Below are 12,716 nucleotides of genomic sequence, written 5' to 3'. Positions count from 1 at the left end.
TCACTCATGGACGCTCACACGGGACAGCACGATGCTGCCGGAGATCGCGTCGACCTCCTCGATGTGCTCCGACAGCGCGAACGTGTACGCGTCGTTGAAGAGCGGGGCGGTCGGGAAGTCACTCAAGATCTCGCGTTGGGCGGCGATGTACAGCTCGGTGGCCTCCTCGTTGCTCGGCGCGGCGTCGGCCTGCGTGAGCAGGTCGTCCACCTCCGGGCTCGAATACTGCGTGCAGTTGTAGCAACCGCCGGCCGACGTGTACATGTTGCGCAGCGTGTCCTGCATCGACGGGTACAGCGCACCCCAGCGGGCGAAGTGCGGTCCGGTGACCTCCCAGGCCTCGACCTTCGCCGACCACTCGGCCCAGTCCGTCGTGGGCTGCGCCGTCACGTCGTCGATCTCGAGGTTCTGCCGGATCTGGTTGGCGATCGCCTCGTACAGCTCGTCGAGCCCGGACCCGCCGGGGAACTCCACCACCATCGGCCCCTCCCAGCCGCCGGCCTCGGCCAGCAGGTCGCGGGCGGCGTCGGGGTCGAAGTCGCAGAAGTCGCACAGGCCGGTGGGCGAGCCGATCATCGCCTCGGGCGTGACGGCCGACGCCGGCGTGTAGTAGCCGCCGTAGATCGCGTCCGAGAGCGCCTGCCGGTCGACGGCCATCGAGATGGCCTGCCGCACGCGCGGGTCGGCGAACCGCGGGTCCTCGAGCGGGAACCCGAGCGTCGAGATCCCGGGTGAGGGGTAGGAGCGCACGCGGTCGCCGAAGTCGGCCTCGACCTGGCCGATCCGGCTGGCCGGGACGAACACGATGTCGGTGTTGCCGGCCTGGACGTCGGTGTACGCCGTGTTCATGTCGAGGTACGGCTTGAGCTCGACCCGGTCGGACAGCGGGGCCTCGCCGGGGAAGTCGGCGTACGCCTCGAGCACGATGGGCTCGTTGTCCACCCACGGCTCGGTCATCGCGTACGGGCCGTTGCCGATCGGCATCCGGTCGAACGCCTCCGGGTCGTCGTAGAACGACTCGGGGAGGGGGAAGAGCGCGGTCTGGGCGTCGGAGAGCTGCAGCGGGAACTGGCTGTCCGGGCCCACCAGCGTGACGGTGAACGTCCGCTCGTCGACGACGGCGAGCCCGGACAGCGTCTCGGTCGTCGGCTCTCCCTCGGCCGGGTTGAGCTCGTCGTAGCCGGCCACGCGGGCGAGCTGCCCGCCGTTGACCTGGGCGTGGGGGCCGTAGGCCGTGTAGTTCCACGCGTCGACGTAGCTCTGCGCAGTGACGGGGGTGCCGTCGTGGAACGTCCAGCCGTCGGCCAGCGTGACGGTCCAGGTCACGTTGTCGTCGCTCGTCACGGACTCGGCGACGAGCGGCACCCAGCCCTCGGCGCTGTCGGGGTCGATGGTGGTCAGCGAGGACCACACGGACGTGACGACCTCGTAGCTGACGTACTGGTTGCCGGGGACGAGGTGGTCCGGCTCGCTGATCGCGATGGAGAAGGACGTCGGCTCACCGGAGGCGGCGCCGTCGTCGTCCCCGGTGCCTCCGCCCGAGGAGCAGGCGGTGGCCAGGAGCGCGAGTGCGGCGATGGTGGCGGCGAGCGGGACGAGTCGGTGGCGCATCGTGACTCCTCGAGGGGGCGGGCGTGCTGCTGGACGCGGACGCTGGACCGTCGGCTCCCGCCGGGGTGGGGCGGGTGAGGCGGCGGTTCGATGCACGTGGCCGAGGACTGAGGCGGCGTGCGCGTTGCTTGCTCGGGTGCCGGTAGGCGTGGTGTGATCGTGGAGCGCGCCGAGCGCTGAGTCAATACAGAACTTTCAGAAGCGACTGAAAGTTACGAGATCTTTACTCAGGGGTGTCCATGGTCCGAAGCACCGACGAGGGTGTGCGGGACGAGGTCGCACCCGTGCCTGAGGCCGCTGACGACGACGCCGACCGCTGGTGGTTCGTCGACGACTTCACGGCGCTGTGGTCGGCCGGCGGAGCCCCGGCGATCGAGGGTCGCGTGATCGGCTACCTGCTCGTGACGAGCCGGCCCTACGTCTCCTCCACCGAGCTCGTCGCCGCGCTCGGGGCGAGCAGCGGATCGATCTCGACGACGACGCGGCGCCTCGTCGAGTCGGGCTTCATCAAGCGTCACCACGTGCCTGGCGATCGCAGCCACTACTTCCGGATGGACGACGACGTCTGGGGCTCGTTCCTCGCGGGGGAGAGGCGCTACCTCGTGCGGCAGGCGGATCTCGCCGCCCGCGCCCTGGTCGACCTCGACGAGTCGCTGACCGACGACGCGCGCCGGCGGCTCGAGAACATGCGCGACTACATGGAGTGGCTGCGCAGCTACCACCGGCGGATGCTCGAGGACTGGGCGCGCTTCAAGGCCGAGCGCGACGGACGGCGCTGAGCGCCGTCACTGCATCTTGACTGCGGGCTTCCGCGGCGCCCGCGAGTCCCCGCGGGACCTCGCGCCGATGAGCACCAGCGCCGTCGTGCACAGGACGACGATGCCGACGAGCGCGACCACGACCACCGTCCAGAGATAGGCGGGCCCCTCGGGCCGGGCGTCCCCCGCGCGGGCGGACATGACGAGCGGCTCGTCGTAGGTCGTCGTCCACGTCACCGTGCGGTCCGCGAGCTCCCCGTTGTGCGACTCGACGTCGCCGGGGAACGAGATCGAGATCGACACCCGGGAGCTGTCGGCGCCGTCCGGGCGTTCGCCCTCCTCGGCCCGCGGTGCGCCGTCGAGCACCATGGGGTCGATCTCGGCGTTCACCACGTAGTCGTCGCCCTCGTGTGTGATGAGGAGCGGGACGTCGGCCGCCGTCGGCTCCTCGGAGGCCTCGGCGGCGTCGTCCGCGGGCGCCTCCGGAGGCGGCAGGACGTTCGTCAGCGAGAAGACGTCGAGCGGGGTGTCGGAGAACGTCAGCTGCGTCCCGAGGTAGTCGCCCTGCCGGTAGGCGTCGCTGCGCACGCCCTGCGCCTGCCGGATCTCCGGGAGCAGGCGGTTCTCGATCTCTCTCGCCTGGCCGGCGGCGCGCTCCTTGGCGTCGTCGGTGTCGTCGACGAGGGCGACGGCGATCACGAGAGTCCCCGAGACCGTGTCGGCCTCGCTCACGCGCAGGTCCCCGATCACCCGCACGCACCCCGTCAGCAGCCCTGAGACCAGGACGATCAGGGCGACGGCCATCCCCCGGCGCATGGCGTCAGGGTGGCACACATCGAGGCGCCGGGCACCCGAATCGCCTGTGGGCGCCTCCGTCGCCCCCGCGACGTTCGTGCCAGACTCCCCCACCGGGGATGGGATCTCCATCACGAGGAAGGAAGTTCATGCGAGTCACGAGAGCAGGGGCGGGCCTCGCGCTCGCGTCGGCGTTGCTGCTGGCGGGGTGTGCCCAGGGCGGCGACGACCCGGCGGACGAGACGAGTGCCGCCGACGAGCAGTCCGGCGGCGCCGAGGAGTCGGCGGAGGACGAGCCGGACGACGACGCGGCGTCCGACTGCCCGGAGCTGGCCGTCGGCGAGGCGGTGGACGTCGCCGTGCTCGCCCAGTGCGCGGCCGACGCGACGGCGCAGGTCGCCGGCTACGCGGCTGAGACGGATCTGGGTGGATCCGCGTCCCAGGTGCGGGTGAACACGGACCCGCAGGCGCTGCACATGACGTCCGCCATGGGGGAGGTCGTGGTCGTCGACGGCGTCACGTACGTGCGGACGACGGGCGAGTGGCAGGAGGGCGACCCGGAGTCGAGCGACCCGCTGATCGCCGGCCTGAGCGCCGCGGGCGAGAACATCGACTCGCTCGACCCGGCCGCGCAGGCGGCGGCGATGACCGGCGTCGAGCTCACCGTCACCGGAACCGACACGCGGCTCGACCAGGAGGTCTTCGTGATCTCCGGCGAGGGCGAGGTCGAGGGCGCGGCGGTGTCGACCGTCATGTACGTGACTGCCGACTACGCGGTGCTCGGCAACGAGAGCAGCGCCGACGTCAGCGGCACGACGATCGACACGGTCATCACCGTGACCGCGTGGGACGAGGCGCAGGACATCAGCGCGCCGATGTGATCCCGAGCGATACCGACGGCGGACGGGCCGGCACCTTCGGGGTGCCGGCCCGTTCGTCGAACAAGGCTCCGACACCGAGCGCCGGCGAGCGCAGGAGGATCGCGACCGATCCCCGGGGCCGTTCCGGATGCGCTCGAAGTTGAGCGGAATAGACTCAACCTTGATCCGGGTTGTCCATGACGGAGACACACACGCCCGGCTGCGCGCCGGCCCGCCACCAGGGAGGACCCGCTTGGACACCAAGCTCACCACGAAGTCGCAAGAGGCGATCGCCGCTGCCCTGCAGACGGCGTCGGCCGCCGGCAACCCGCATCTCGAGCCCGTTCACCTGCTCGCCGCGCTGCTCGACCAGGCGGGCGGCGTCGCCGTCGCGCTGCTCGACGCCGTCGGCGCCGACCGCGACCAGCTCGCCGCGCGGGCGAAGGGCGTGCTCGCCACGCTGCCCAGCGCGAGCGGAGCGTCCACGGCCCAGCCGCAGGCGTCTCGGGCGACGCTCACCGTGGTGCAGTCCGCCGGCGAGGAGGCGCAGGCTCTCGGCGACGAGTACGTCTCCACCGAGCACCTGCTCGTCGCCCTGGCGGCGAGCTCCGGTGCGGCGGGTGAGCTGCTCACCTCGGCCGGCGCGACGCGCGAGGCGTTGCTCGCCGCCCTGCCGAACGTGCGCGGAGGCGCGCGCGTGACGTCGCCCGACCCGGAGGGCACGTTCCAGGCCCTCGAGAAGTACGGGCAGGACCTCACGGCGCGCGCGGCCGAGGGCAAGATCGACCCGGTCATCGGCCGCGACTCCGAGATCCGGCGCGTGATCCAGGTGCTGTCCCGGCGGACGAAGAACAACCCCGTGCTCATCGGCGAGCCCGGCGTCGGCAAGACCGCCGTCGTCGAGGGCCTCGCGCAGCGCATCGTCGCGGGTGACGTGCCCGAGTCGCTCAAGGGCAAGCGCCTCGTCGCGCTCGACCTCGGCGCGATGGTCGCCGGTGCGAAGTACCGCGGCGAGTTCGAGGAGCGTCTCAAGGCGGTGCTCGACGAGATCAAGAGCTCCGACGGGCAGATCGTCACGTTCATCGACGAGCTGCACACCGTCGTCGGCGCCGGTGCGTCGGAGGGCGCGATGGACGCCGGCAACATGCTCAAGCCGATGCTCGCGCGCGGCGAGCTCCGCATGGTGGGGGCGACGACGCTCGACGAGTTCCGCGAGCACATCGAGAAGGACCCGGCGCTCGAGCGGCGCTTCCAGCAGGTCTTCGTGGGCGAGCCGAGCGTCGAGGACACGATCGCGATCCTCCGTGGCATCGCACCCCGCTACGAGGCGCATCACAAGGTGACGATCGCCGACTCCGCGCTCGTCGCGGCGGCCACGCTCTCCGACCGCTACATCACCGGGCGTCAGCTCCCGGACAAGGCCATCGACCTCATCGACGAGTCGGCGTCGCGGCTGCGGATGGAGCTCGACAGCTCGCCGATCGAGGTCGACGAGCTGCAGCGCGCCGTCGACCGCCTCACGATGGAGGAGCTCGCGCTCGAGCGGGCCGACGACCCGTCGTCGGCCGAACGGCTCGAGAAGCTGCGCGCCGATCTCGCCGACCGGCGGGAGGAGCTCGCCGGGCTCACCGCTCGGTGGGAGGCCGAGAAGGCCGGGCACAACAGGGTGGGCGACCTCAAGGCGCGCCTCGACGAGCTGACGACGGCGGCCGAGCGGGCCATGCGCGAGGGCGATCTCGCCCGCGCGTCGGAGATCCGGTACGGCGAGATCCCCGAGGTCGAGCGCGAGCTGGTCTCGGCCGAGCGCGACGAGGCGGCCATCGACACCGCGGCCGGCGACGGCGCCGTGCCCATGATCGCCGACCGCGTCGGGCCCGACGAGGTCGCCGAGGTGGTCGCGGCGTGGACCGGCATCCCGGCCGGCCGGCTGCTCGAGGGCGAGTCCCAGAAGCTCCTGCGGATGGAGGACGTCATCGGGCAGCGGCTCATCGGGCAGGGCGACGCGGTACGCGCGGTGTCGGACGCCGTCCGCCGCGCGCGTGCCGGCGTCGCCGACCCCGACCGGCCCACCGGCTCGTTCCTGTTCCTCGGGCCCACCGGCGTCGGCAAGACCGAGCTGGCGAAGGCGCTCGCGGACTTCCTGTTCGACGACGAGCGCGCGATCGTGCGGATCGACATGTCGGAGTACAGCGAGAAGCACTCCGTCGCGCGGCTGGTCGGTGCCCCGCCCGGGTACGTGGGGTACGAGGAGGGCGGACAGCTCACGGAGGCCGTGCGGCGTCGTCCCTACTCGGTCGTCCTGCTCGACGAGGTCGAGAAGGCGCATCCCGAGGTGTTCGACATCCTGCTCCAGGTGCTCGACGACGGCCGGCTGACGGATGGCCAGGGCCGCACCGTCGACTTCCGCAATGTCATCCTCGTGCTGACGTCGAACCTCGGGTCGCAGTTCCTCGTCGACCCGGCGCTCGACGACGCCACCAAGCGCGAGGGCGTGATGGCGGCGGTCCGGGCGAGCTTCAAGCCGGAGTTCCTCAACCGGCTCGACGACGTCGTCATCTTCGACGCGCTCAGCGTGGACGAGCTCGGGGCGATCGTCGACCTGCAGGTCGACCGGCTCGGCGCCCGGCTCGCGGACCGTCGGCTGCGGCTCGACGTCACGCCGGCGGCCCGGGAGTGGCTCGCCCTCGAGGGGTACGACCCGGCGTACGGAGCGCGCCCGCTGCGGCGTCTCGTGCAGCGGGAGATCGGCGACCAGCTCGCCCGGATGCTGCTCGCCGGCGAGGTGGTCGACGGCGCGACGGTCGTCGTCGACCGGGCCGAGGACGTCACGCGCGAAGGGCTGGTCATCAGCGTGCACTGACGCCGGGCGCGTGATCCCTCCCGCGACACGCCGCGTGTCCGCGGGAGGGATCCCGAACTCGCGCCCTCAGCCGCGGCGCCGACCCAGGACGAGGCTCGTGGTCATGTTCCGCACGACGCGGCCGCCGAACTCCTCGCGTGCGATCCGCCCCAGCTCGGCGAGCACGTGCCCGGCGTCGGGCCGCACGACGACGTTCGAGAAGGTCGCGTAGAGCGCGACGGTGCGCTCGGCATCCAGCTCGAGCGACCACGTGGACGTGCGCGCGTCGACGACGTCGAACGCGTCCGCTCGGCGCAGCGCGTCGAGCCGGGCGTCGGTGTCGATGCCGAACGGCGTCCCTCGCGTCCCGGCGGCCGGACCGGTCGGGCCGCGCAGCAGCTGCGTCGTCGCGTCGTGGAACGGGTCCGGCAGCGCGTCGTCGCCGAACACGTTCCAGCACGCCGCCCACCAACCGCCCGGACGGAGCAGCCGTGCGACCTCGGCCAGAGCCGCCTCCTCCGGTAGCCAGTGGAAGGCGGTGAAGCTCACGCCGAGGTCGAACGCGCCGAGCTCGAGCGGGGCATCCTCGAAGGAGGCGGCGACGACGTCGAGCGGGGCGTCGGGGAAGCGTTCGCGGAGGAACGTGGCCAGCCGGGCGTCGGGCTCGACGGCGACGAGCGGGTCGGCGCCGAGCTCGAGCAGGCGCCCGGTCGCCGTACCGGGCCCCGGGCCGATCTCGAACGTCGCGGTACCGGGCCGCAGCCCGCACCGCTCGACGAGCTCGTCGTAGACCCAGTCGGGGTACCCGGGTCGCGCCTGCAGGTAGGCCGCCGGGTCCGCGCCGAACAGGTCGCGGCCCGCGTCGCGGGCGATCCGGTCCTCGGGCATCCCGTGATGCTACGGCTCGCAGAAGCGGACGGAGCGTGTCCCCTTCCGGTCCTACCGTGACCGTGTCACCCACCGAAGAGGAGTCCACCCCATGACCGTTCTCGTCACCGGAGCCACCGGAACCGTCGGCCGCGAGGTCGTCCGCGCCCTGCTGGAGCGTGGCGCAGCCGTCCGTGCGCTGAGCCGGGAGCCCGCCACCGCCGGTCTCGATCGCTCCGTGGAGGTGGTGCGCGGTGATCTCACCGATCCGGCCTCCGTCGACCGGGCGCTCGCCGGCGTCGACGCCGTCCACCTCATCACGTTCGACGGGCCGCGCCGCGGAGGGGGCGGAGCGCCGCTGCAGGACCCGGACGCCGTCCTGCGCCCGATCCGCGAGCACGGCGTCGGCCGCGTCACGGTCCTGCAGAACGGCTACCCGGGCCCGCTCGAGGAGGCGCTGCCGGACAGCGGCGTCGCGCACACGATGCTGCTGCCGGTGGAGTTCATGGCGAACTACGCGGAGTGGGCCGAGCCGATCAAGGAGGCCGGTGGCGTCGAGGAGCCGTACGCGGACCGGCGGAGCGCGCCGGTGCACCCGGCTGACATCGGCGACGTCGCGGCGCTCGCGCTCACCGAGGATGGCCACGCGGGCCGGACGTACACGCTCACCGGGCCGGACGTGCTCACGCTGCGTGACAAGCTCGACGCGATCGGCGCCGCGCTCGGGCGCGAGCTCCGCCTGACGCCGCTCAGCGAGGACGAGGGCGTCGCGCGGTGGCGCGCGCAGGGCATGGACGACGAGGCGATCGGCTTCATGCGGTGGGTCTACGGCGACCCGCCCGAGGTCGGCTACACGGTGACGGACACCGTTCCGCGCGTCACGGGCCGGCCCGCGCGGTCGTTCGCGCAGTGGGCGGTGGAGAACGTCGGGCTGTTCCGCTGAGGGCCCCTGCGCTCACTCGGAGATCTGGATGTCGCCCGCGATCGCGCTCCCGACGAGCCGGGTGTCGTCCTTCCCGAGCACGAAGCAGCTGATGATCCGGTCGCCGTCGTCCCACGTGGTCTGCGTCGGGTAGAGGTAGTACACCGTCAGGTTCGTCCGGTCGATCTCCGTCGGCAGCGCCTCCGGGACCTCCGTCGAGCAGAAGTCGTCCGCCTGCTGCTGCACCGCGTCGGTGCCGGGGAAGTCGGGCTCGGTGATGGTGTACTCGGCCACCACCTCGGCGTGGTGCGGCTGCGCGCACGGGACGTGCAGGAACGTGCCGGGCGAGACCGGGTTCTCGAGGTCGTCGATGCAGTTGCCGAGGTCGATGTCGACGTCGCGGACCTCCCGTTCGGTGTCCGTGTCACCGGGGTTCTCACCGGCGGCCGGCCCCGGTGTCTCGGGCTCCGTCTCCGTCTGCGTCGGCTCGGGCGGCGGCGGCGGGTCCTGGGAGAGGGTGACGACGGCTGTGACGACGACGATCGCCGCGACCGCGACCGTCCAGACGGTGCCCACGATCATCGCGATCACCCCGGGCACGGTGGACGCACCGGCCCGGCGCGACCTGGTGAAGCTCATGACGCCGAGCACGAGGCCCACCGGCCCCAGCACGATCCCCGCCCCGACGCCCGCCCACCCGAGGGCGGCCCCCGGGTTCGCCTGCCGTGACGGTGGCCCCTGCCACCCGCCGCCGGGAGGGCCGCCGTGCGGGGGTCCCTGCTGGGTCCCGCCGTAGGCGGGAGGGCCGGGCGGACCGCCGTGGCCGGGCTGCTGCTGAGGTCCCGGTGGGCCGCCGTACGACCCCGGAGCAGAGGAGTTCCAGGGTGTGGTCATGCCGCGCACCTTACAAGCGTCGTCCCGGCGGTGCGGGAGCGGTACCGGGGGAGAACTCCCCGGCTCAGTTCACGAGGTCGACCTCGAGCGGGGCGGCTGTCGTGCGGACCAGGCACACCGCGACCTGGGTGCCCTGCTCCCACCCGGACTCGCTCGGGACGAGCCACCACGGGCGCACCTGGGCGTCGCCGACGTCCAGCCCCTCGGCGAGGGACGTGCACGCCTCTTCGCCCGCCGCGAGGACGGCGTCCGGCCCGGGATAGGCGCCGCCGTCGAGCTCGACGACGTCGACCACCTGCGCGGCGTGCGGCTGTGCACACGGCACCTGGGTGACCTCGCCGATCTGCTGGTCCGGCGGGAGGAACTCCACGCAGTTGCCCCGCGCGAGGCTGGAGGCGTGCACGGTGCGGGGTGCGTCGACGTCGCCCGGCACGGCCTCGCCGCCGCCGGACAGGCCGCCGCTCAGCCACGCCGTGAGGCCGAGCAGGACCCAGCCGAGCGTCGTCACGATCCCCAGGACGACGCCGGTCCACGCGATGCGCGGGCTGCGGCGCCACGCGCGCGTCGTGCGCCGCACGCCGAGGATGCCGAGCACGAGCGCCACCGGCCCGAGCAGGAGCACCCCGGTGACGACGGACGCCACGCTCACGGCGTCGAGCGGCGGCCGCGCGATCTGCGGGATCGTGAAGCGGTCCGGCGGTGGCGTGGGAGCGGCCCCCGGAGGCAACGGTGCCCCGTACGGGCTGCGGCTGCGGTCCGCGGACGTCGTGGGCGTCGGGGCCAGCGGAACGGGGGGAGGCTCCGAGCCCGGGGGCGCCTGCGCCGGGCCGGGCGTCGCTCCGGGCACGGGCTGCGGCGCAGGGCCGGGCTGCGGAGGGCCGGGCTGCGGGACGGACCCGGGAACCGGCCCGAACGGGGGCGGGGTCTGCGTCATGCGGCGCTCCCCGCGATCTCGACGACGACCGGTACGTGGTCGCTCGCGCCCTTGCCCTTGCGCTCCTCGCGGTCGATCCCGACGGCCGCGACGCGCTCGGCGAGCGCCCGGGTCGCGAGCACGAAGTCGATGCGCATGCCCTCGTTCCGCGGGAAGCGCAGCCTCTGGTAGTCCCAGTACGTGTACGCCTGCGGGACGTGGAGCCGCGTGACCTCGGCGAACCCGGCGTCGTCGAGAGCGGCGAACGCCGCACGCTCCGCGGGGGAGACGTGCGTGGCGCCGTCGAACAGGCTCATGTCCCAGACGTCCTCGTCGAGCGGCGCGATGTTCCAGTCGCCGGCCAGGGCGACCTGCGCGCCCGGCTCGGCCGCCCACGTGGCGGCGGCGTCACGCAGCGCGCGCAGCCAGTCGAGCTTGTAGGCGTAGTGCGGGTCTTCCAGCGTGCGGCCGTTCGGCACGTACAGGCTCCAGAGCCGCACGCCGCCGCACGTCGCGCCGAGCGCGCGCGCCTCCGCGACGGCGGGGTCGCCCCACGTGGGCTGGCCGGGGAAGCCGAGCTCGACGTCGTCGATGCCCACCCGCGACACGATCGCGACGCCGTTCCACTGCGAGTGCCCGTGGTGCACGACGTCGTAGCCCACCGCCGCGAACGACATGACCGGGAACTGCTCGTCGGGGACCTTGGTCTCCTGCAGGGCGAGGACGTCGACGTCGGAGCGCTCGAGCCAGGCCGCCACGCGTTCCGCGCGCGCCCGGATCGAGTTGACGTTCCAGGTGGCGATCCGCACGGTGCCCAACGTACCGGCGCAGCGTGCCAGGCTGGGCACATGGGACGCGCCCTCATCACCGGCGCGAGCGCCGGGCTCGGTCTGGAGTTCGCCTGGCAGCTCGCTGCGGGCGGTCACGACCTGGTCCTCGTCGCCCGGGACGCCGAACGGCTCGAGCATCACGCCGCGCAGCTGCGCGCGGCCGGGGGCGTCGACGTCGAGGTGCTGCCGGCGGACCTCGCGGACCGTGCCCAGGTCGAGCGCGTCGCCGAGCGCCTGCGCGACGACGTCGCTCCCGTCGGCCTGCTCGTCAACAATGCGGGGTTCGGCCTGCGGCAGCGGTTCGTCGGGGGTGACCTGGCGGCGGAGGAGCGCGCGCTCGACGTCATGGTCCGGGCTGTGCTGGTGCTCAGCCACGCGGCGGCCGGCGCGATGGCGGACCGCGGACGCGGCGCGATCTGCAACGTCGCCTCGGTGGCGGCACTGACGGCGTCGGGCACGTACGCGGCGCACAAGGCGTGGGTGCGGACGTTCACCGAGACGCTCGCCGCCCAGCTCGCCGGCTCCGGGGTCACCGCCACCGCCCTGTGCCCGGGCTACACCCACACGGAGTTCCACGAGCGGGCCGGGCTGCGCATGTCGTGGCTGCCCGAGGTGGGGTTCCTCGACGCCGAGAGGGTGGTGGCAGCGGGGTTGCGGGACGTGAGCCGCGGCGTCGTCATCTCGACGCCGTCGCTCCGCTACAAGGCGGCCTCGGCGGCGCTGCGGGTGCTGCCCCGGTCGCTCGTGCGCCGCATCGATCACCGCCGCCCGCCCCGCGGCGCCTGAGGCGTTTCCCCATGGCGCGGGATCGGGAATCCCGGGTGCGGCGGTTACGCTTTCCGGGTGACTGATGACACCCCGCGAGCGCGGCTCGCCGCGCTCGTCGCCGACCTGTCCGTCGTGTCCGGGAAGGTCACGCTCACCAGTGGTCTCGAGGCCGACTACTACGTCGACATGCGCCTCGCGACCCTGCACCACGAGGCGGCCCCGCTCATCGGGCACCTGCTGCTCGACGTGCTCGAGGAGGCCGGCCTCGGACCGGGCGAGATCGACGCCGTCGGGGGCATGACGATGGGCGCCGACCCGGTGGCGGCCGCGCTGCTGCACGCGGCGGCGTCGCGCGGACTGGCGCTCGACGCGTTCGTCGTCCGCAAGAGCGCCAAGCAGCACGGCATGGGGCGCCGCGTCGAGGGTCCGGACGTCAACGGTCGCCGCGTCGTCGTCGTCGACGACACCTCGACGACCGGCCGCAGCGTCATGACGGCGGTCGAGGCGCTGCGGGAGGCGGGTGCTGACGTGCTGGGCGTCGCCGTCGTCGTCGACCGGGACACCGGCGCGCGCGAACGTCTCTCCGAGGCCGGCCTGCCCTACCACTGGGTGCTCGACGCCGCCGACCTCGGGCTCGCCTGACCGCGCGGCCGGCTCGC

The 12,716-nt window shown here is 73.2% G+C and carries 12 protein-coding genes; 6 read left to right on the top strand and 6 right to left on the bottom strand.

What is annotated here, in order from left to right; genetic code table 11:
• Entirely contained in the window at window positions 1–1,611 is a 1,611-nt protein-coding gene (locus BCAV_RS18435) for a peptide ABC transporter substrate-binding protein (protein WP_015884136.1), read from the bottom strand.
• Window positions 1,612–1,850: 239 nt separating this feature from the next.
• On the opposite strand from BCAV_RS18435, the gene BCAV_RS18430 reads away from it, so the two are divergent.
• Entirely contained in the window at window positions 1,851–2,390 is a 540-nt protein-coding gene (locus tag BCAV_RS18430) for a GbsR/MarR family transcriptional regulator (RefSeq protein ID WP_015884135.1), read from the top strand.
• A gap of 6 nt (window positions 2,391–2,396) precedes the next feature.
• Here BCAV_RS18430 and BCAV_RS18425 read toward each other — a convergent pair whose 3' ends face one another.
• On the bottom strand, window positions 2,397–3,185 hold the full coding sequence (locus tag BCAV_RS18425) for an LppM family (lipo)protein (RefSeq protein ID WP_144016823.1): 789 nt from the start codon (window positions 3,183–3,185) through the stop codon (window positions 2,397–2,399).
• Window positions 3,186–3,313: 128 nt separating this feature from the next.
• Between BCAV_RS18425 and BCAV_RS18420 the strand changes: the two genes are divergently transcribed.
• Both BCAV_RS18420 and clpB read left to right on the top strand, forming a co-directional pair.
• Window positions 3,314–4,045 (top strand): hypothetical protein, encoded by a 732-nt coding sequence (locus BCAV_RS18420; RefSeq protein WP_015884133.1) that lies wholly within the window; start codon window positions 3,314–3,316, stop codon window positions 4,043–4,045.
• Between the two features lie 232 nt (window positions 4,046–4,277).
• Window positions 4,278–6,884, top strand: a complete 2,607-nt coding sequence (clpB, locus tag BCAV_RS18415; protein WP_015884132.1) for an ATP-dependent chaperone ClpB — start codon at window positions 4,278–4,280, stop codon at window positions 6,882–6,884.
• A gap of 66 nt (window positions 6,885–6,950) precedes the next feature.
• On the opposite strand, the gene BCAV_RS18410 is transcribed toward clpB, so the two are convergent.
• Window positions 6,951–7,751, bottom strand: coding sequence for a class I SAM-dependent methyltransferase (locus BCAV_RS18410; RefSeq protein WP_015884131.1), 801 nt, complete (start codon window positions 7,749–7,751; stop codon window positions 6,951–6,953).
• 91 nt (window positions 7,752–7,842) lie between these two features.
• On the opposite strand from BCAV_RS18410, the gene BCAV_RS18405 reads away from it, so the two are divergent.
• Window positions 7,843–8,673 (top strand): SDR family oxidoreductase, encoded by an 831-nt coding sequence (locus BCAV_RS18405; protein ID WP_015884130.1) that lies wholly within the window; start codon window positions 7,843–7,845, stop codon window positions 8,671–8,673.
• Between the two features lie 12 nt (window positions 8,674–8,685).
• Here BCAV_RS18405 and BCAV_RS18400 read toward each other — a convergent pair whose 3' ends face one another.
• The 3 genes from BCAV_RS18400 to BCAV_RS18390 all read right to left on the bottom strand — a co-directional run bounded on the left by BCAV_RS18400 (window position 8,686) and on the right by BCAV_RS18390 (window position 11,268).
• Window positions 8,686–9,546 carry a septum formation family protein gene (locus tag BCAV_RS18400; RefSeq protein WP_015884129.1) on the bottom strand — a complete coding sequence of 287 codons (861 nt, stop codon included), beginning with the start codon at window positions 9,544–9,546 and terminating at the stop codon, window positions 8,686–8,688.
• Window positions 9,547–9,610: 64 nt separating this feature from the next.
• Complete coding sequence (locus tag BCAV_RS21820; RefSeq protein WP_015884128.1) at window positions 9,611–10,480, bottom strand: DUF4190 domain-containing protein; 870 nt, start codon at window positions 10,478–10,480, stop codon at window positions 9,611–9,613.
• The gene (locus BCAV_RS18390) at window positions 10,477–11,268 is read right to left on the bottom strand and encodes an exodeoxyribonuclease III (protein WP_015884127.1); all 792 of its coding nucleotides are present in this window, start codon (window positions 11,266–11,268) and stop codon (window positions 10,477–10,479) included. The genes BCAV_RS21820 and BCAV_RS18390 overlap by 4 nt, the downstream gene beginning before the upstream one ends.
• 39 nt (window positions 11,269–11,307) lie before the next feature.
• Here BCAV_RS18390 and BCAV_RS18385 point away from each other — a divergent pair, with 39 nt between their 5' ends.
• Together BCAV_RS18385 and pyrE are read left to right on the top strand one after the other, a co-directional pair.
• Window positions 11,308–12,075: an SDR family NAD(P)-dependent oxidoreductase gene (locus BCAV_RS18385; RefSeq protein ID WP_015884126.1), complete on the top strand. Its 768-nt coding sequence runs from the start codon at window positions 11,308–11,310 to the stop codon at window positions 12,073–12,075.
• A 57-nt stretch (window positions 12,076–12,132) separates the two neighbouring features.
• Window positions 12,133–12,699, top strand: coding sequence for an orotate phosphoribosyltransferase (pyrE, locus tag BCAV_RS18380; protein ID WP_015884125.1), 567 nt, complete (start codon window positions 12,133–12,135; stop codon window positions 12,697–12,699).
• The last annotated feature ends 17 nt before the right edge of the window (window positions 12,700–12,716 follow it).

The organism is Beutenbergia cavernae DSM 12333 (assembly GCF_000023105.1).
Classification (GTDB): Bacteria; Actinomycetota; Actinomycetes; order Actinomycetales; family Beutenbergiaceae; genus Beutenbergia; species Beutenbergia cavernae.
The sequence above is the reverse complement of the archived record's forward strand: the minus strand, read 5'-3'. Positions and strand labels throughout refer to the sequence as shown.

Coding starts and splice junctions, on each gene's coding strand:
- BCAV_RS18435 (WP_015884136.1), bottom strand. CDS start 1,611: ATGCGCCACCGACTCGTCCCGCTCGCCGCCACCATCGCCGCACTCGCG.
- BCAV_RS18430 (WP_015884135.1), top strand. CDS start 1,851: ATGGTCCGAAGCACCGACGAGGGTGTGCGGGACGAGGTCGCACCCGTG.
- BCAV_RS18425 (WP_144016823.1), bottom strand. CDS start 3,185: ATGCGCCGGGGGATGGCCGTCGCCCTGATCGTCCTGGTCTCAGGGCTG.
- BCAV_RS18420 (WP_015884133.1), top strand. CDS start 3,314: ATGCGAGTCACGAGAGCAGGGGCGGGCCTCGCGCTCGCGTCGGCGTTG.
- BCAV_RS18410 (WP_015884131.1), bottom strand. CDS start 7,751: ATGCCCGAGGACCGGATCGCCCGCGACGCGGGCCGCGACCTGTTCGGC.
- BCAV_RS18405 (WP_015884130.1), top strand. CDS start 7,843: ATGACCGTTCTCGTCACCGGAGCCACCGGAACCGTCGGCCGCGAGGTC.
- BCAV_RS18400 (WP_015884129.1), bottom strand. CDS start 9,546: ATGACCACACCCTGGAACTCCTCTGCTCCGGGGTCGTACGGCGGCCCA.
- BCAV_RS21820 (WP_015884128.1), bottom strand. CDS start 10,480: ATGACGCAGACCCCGCCCCCGTTCGGGCCGGTTCCCGGGTCCGTCCCG.
- BCAV_RS18385 (WP_015884126.1), top strand. CDS start 11,308: ATGGGACGCGCCCTCATCACCGGCGCGAGCGCCGGGCTCGGTCTGGAG.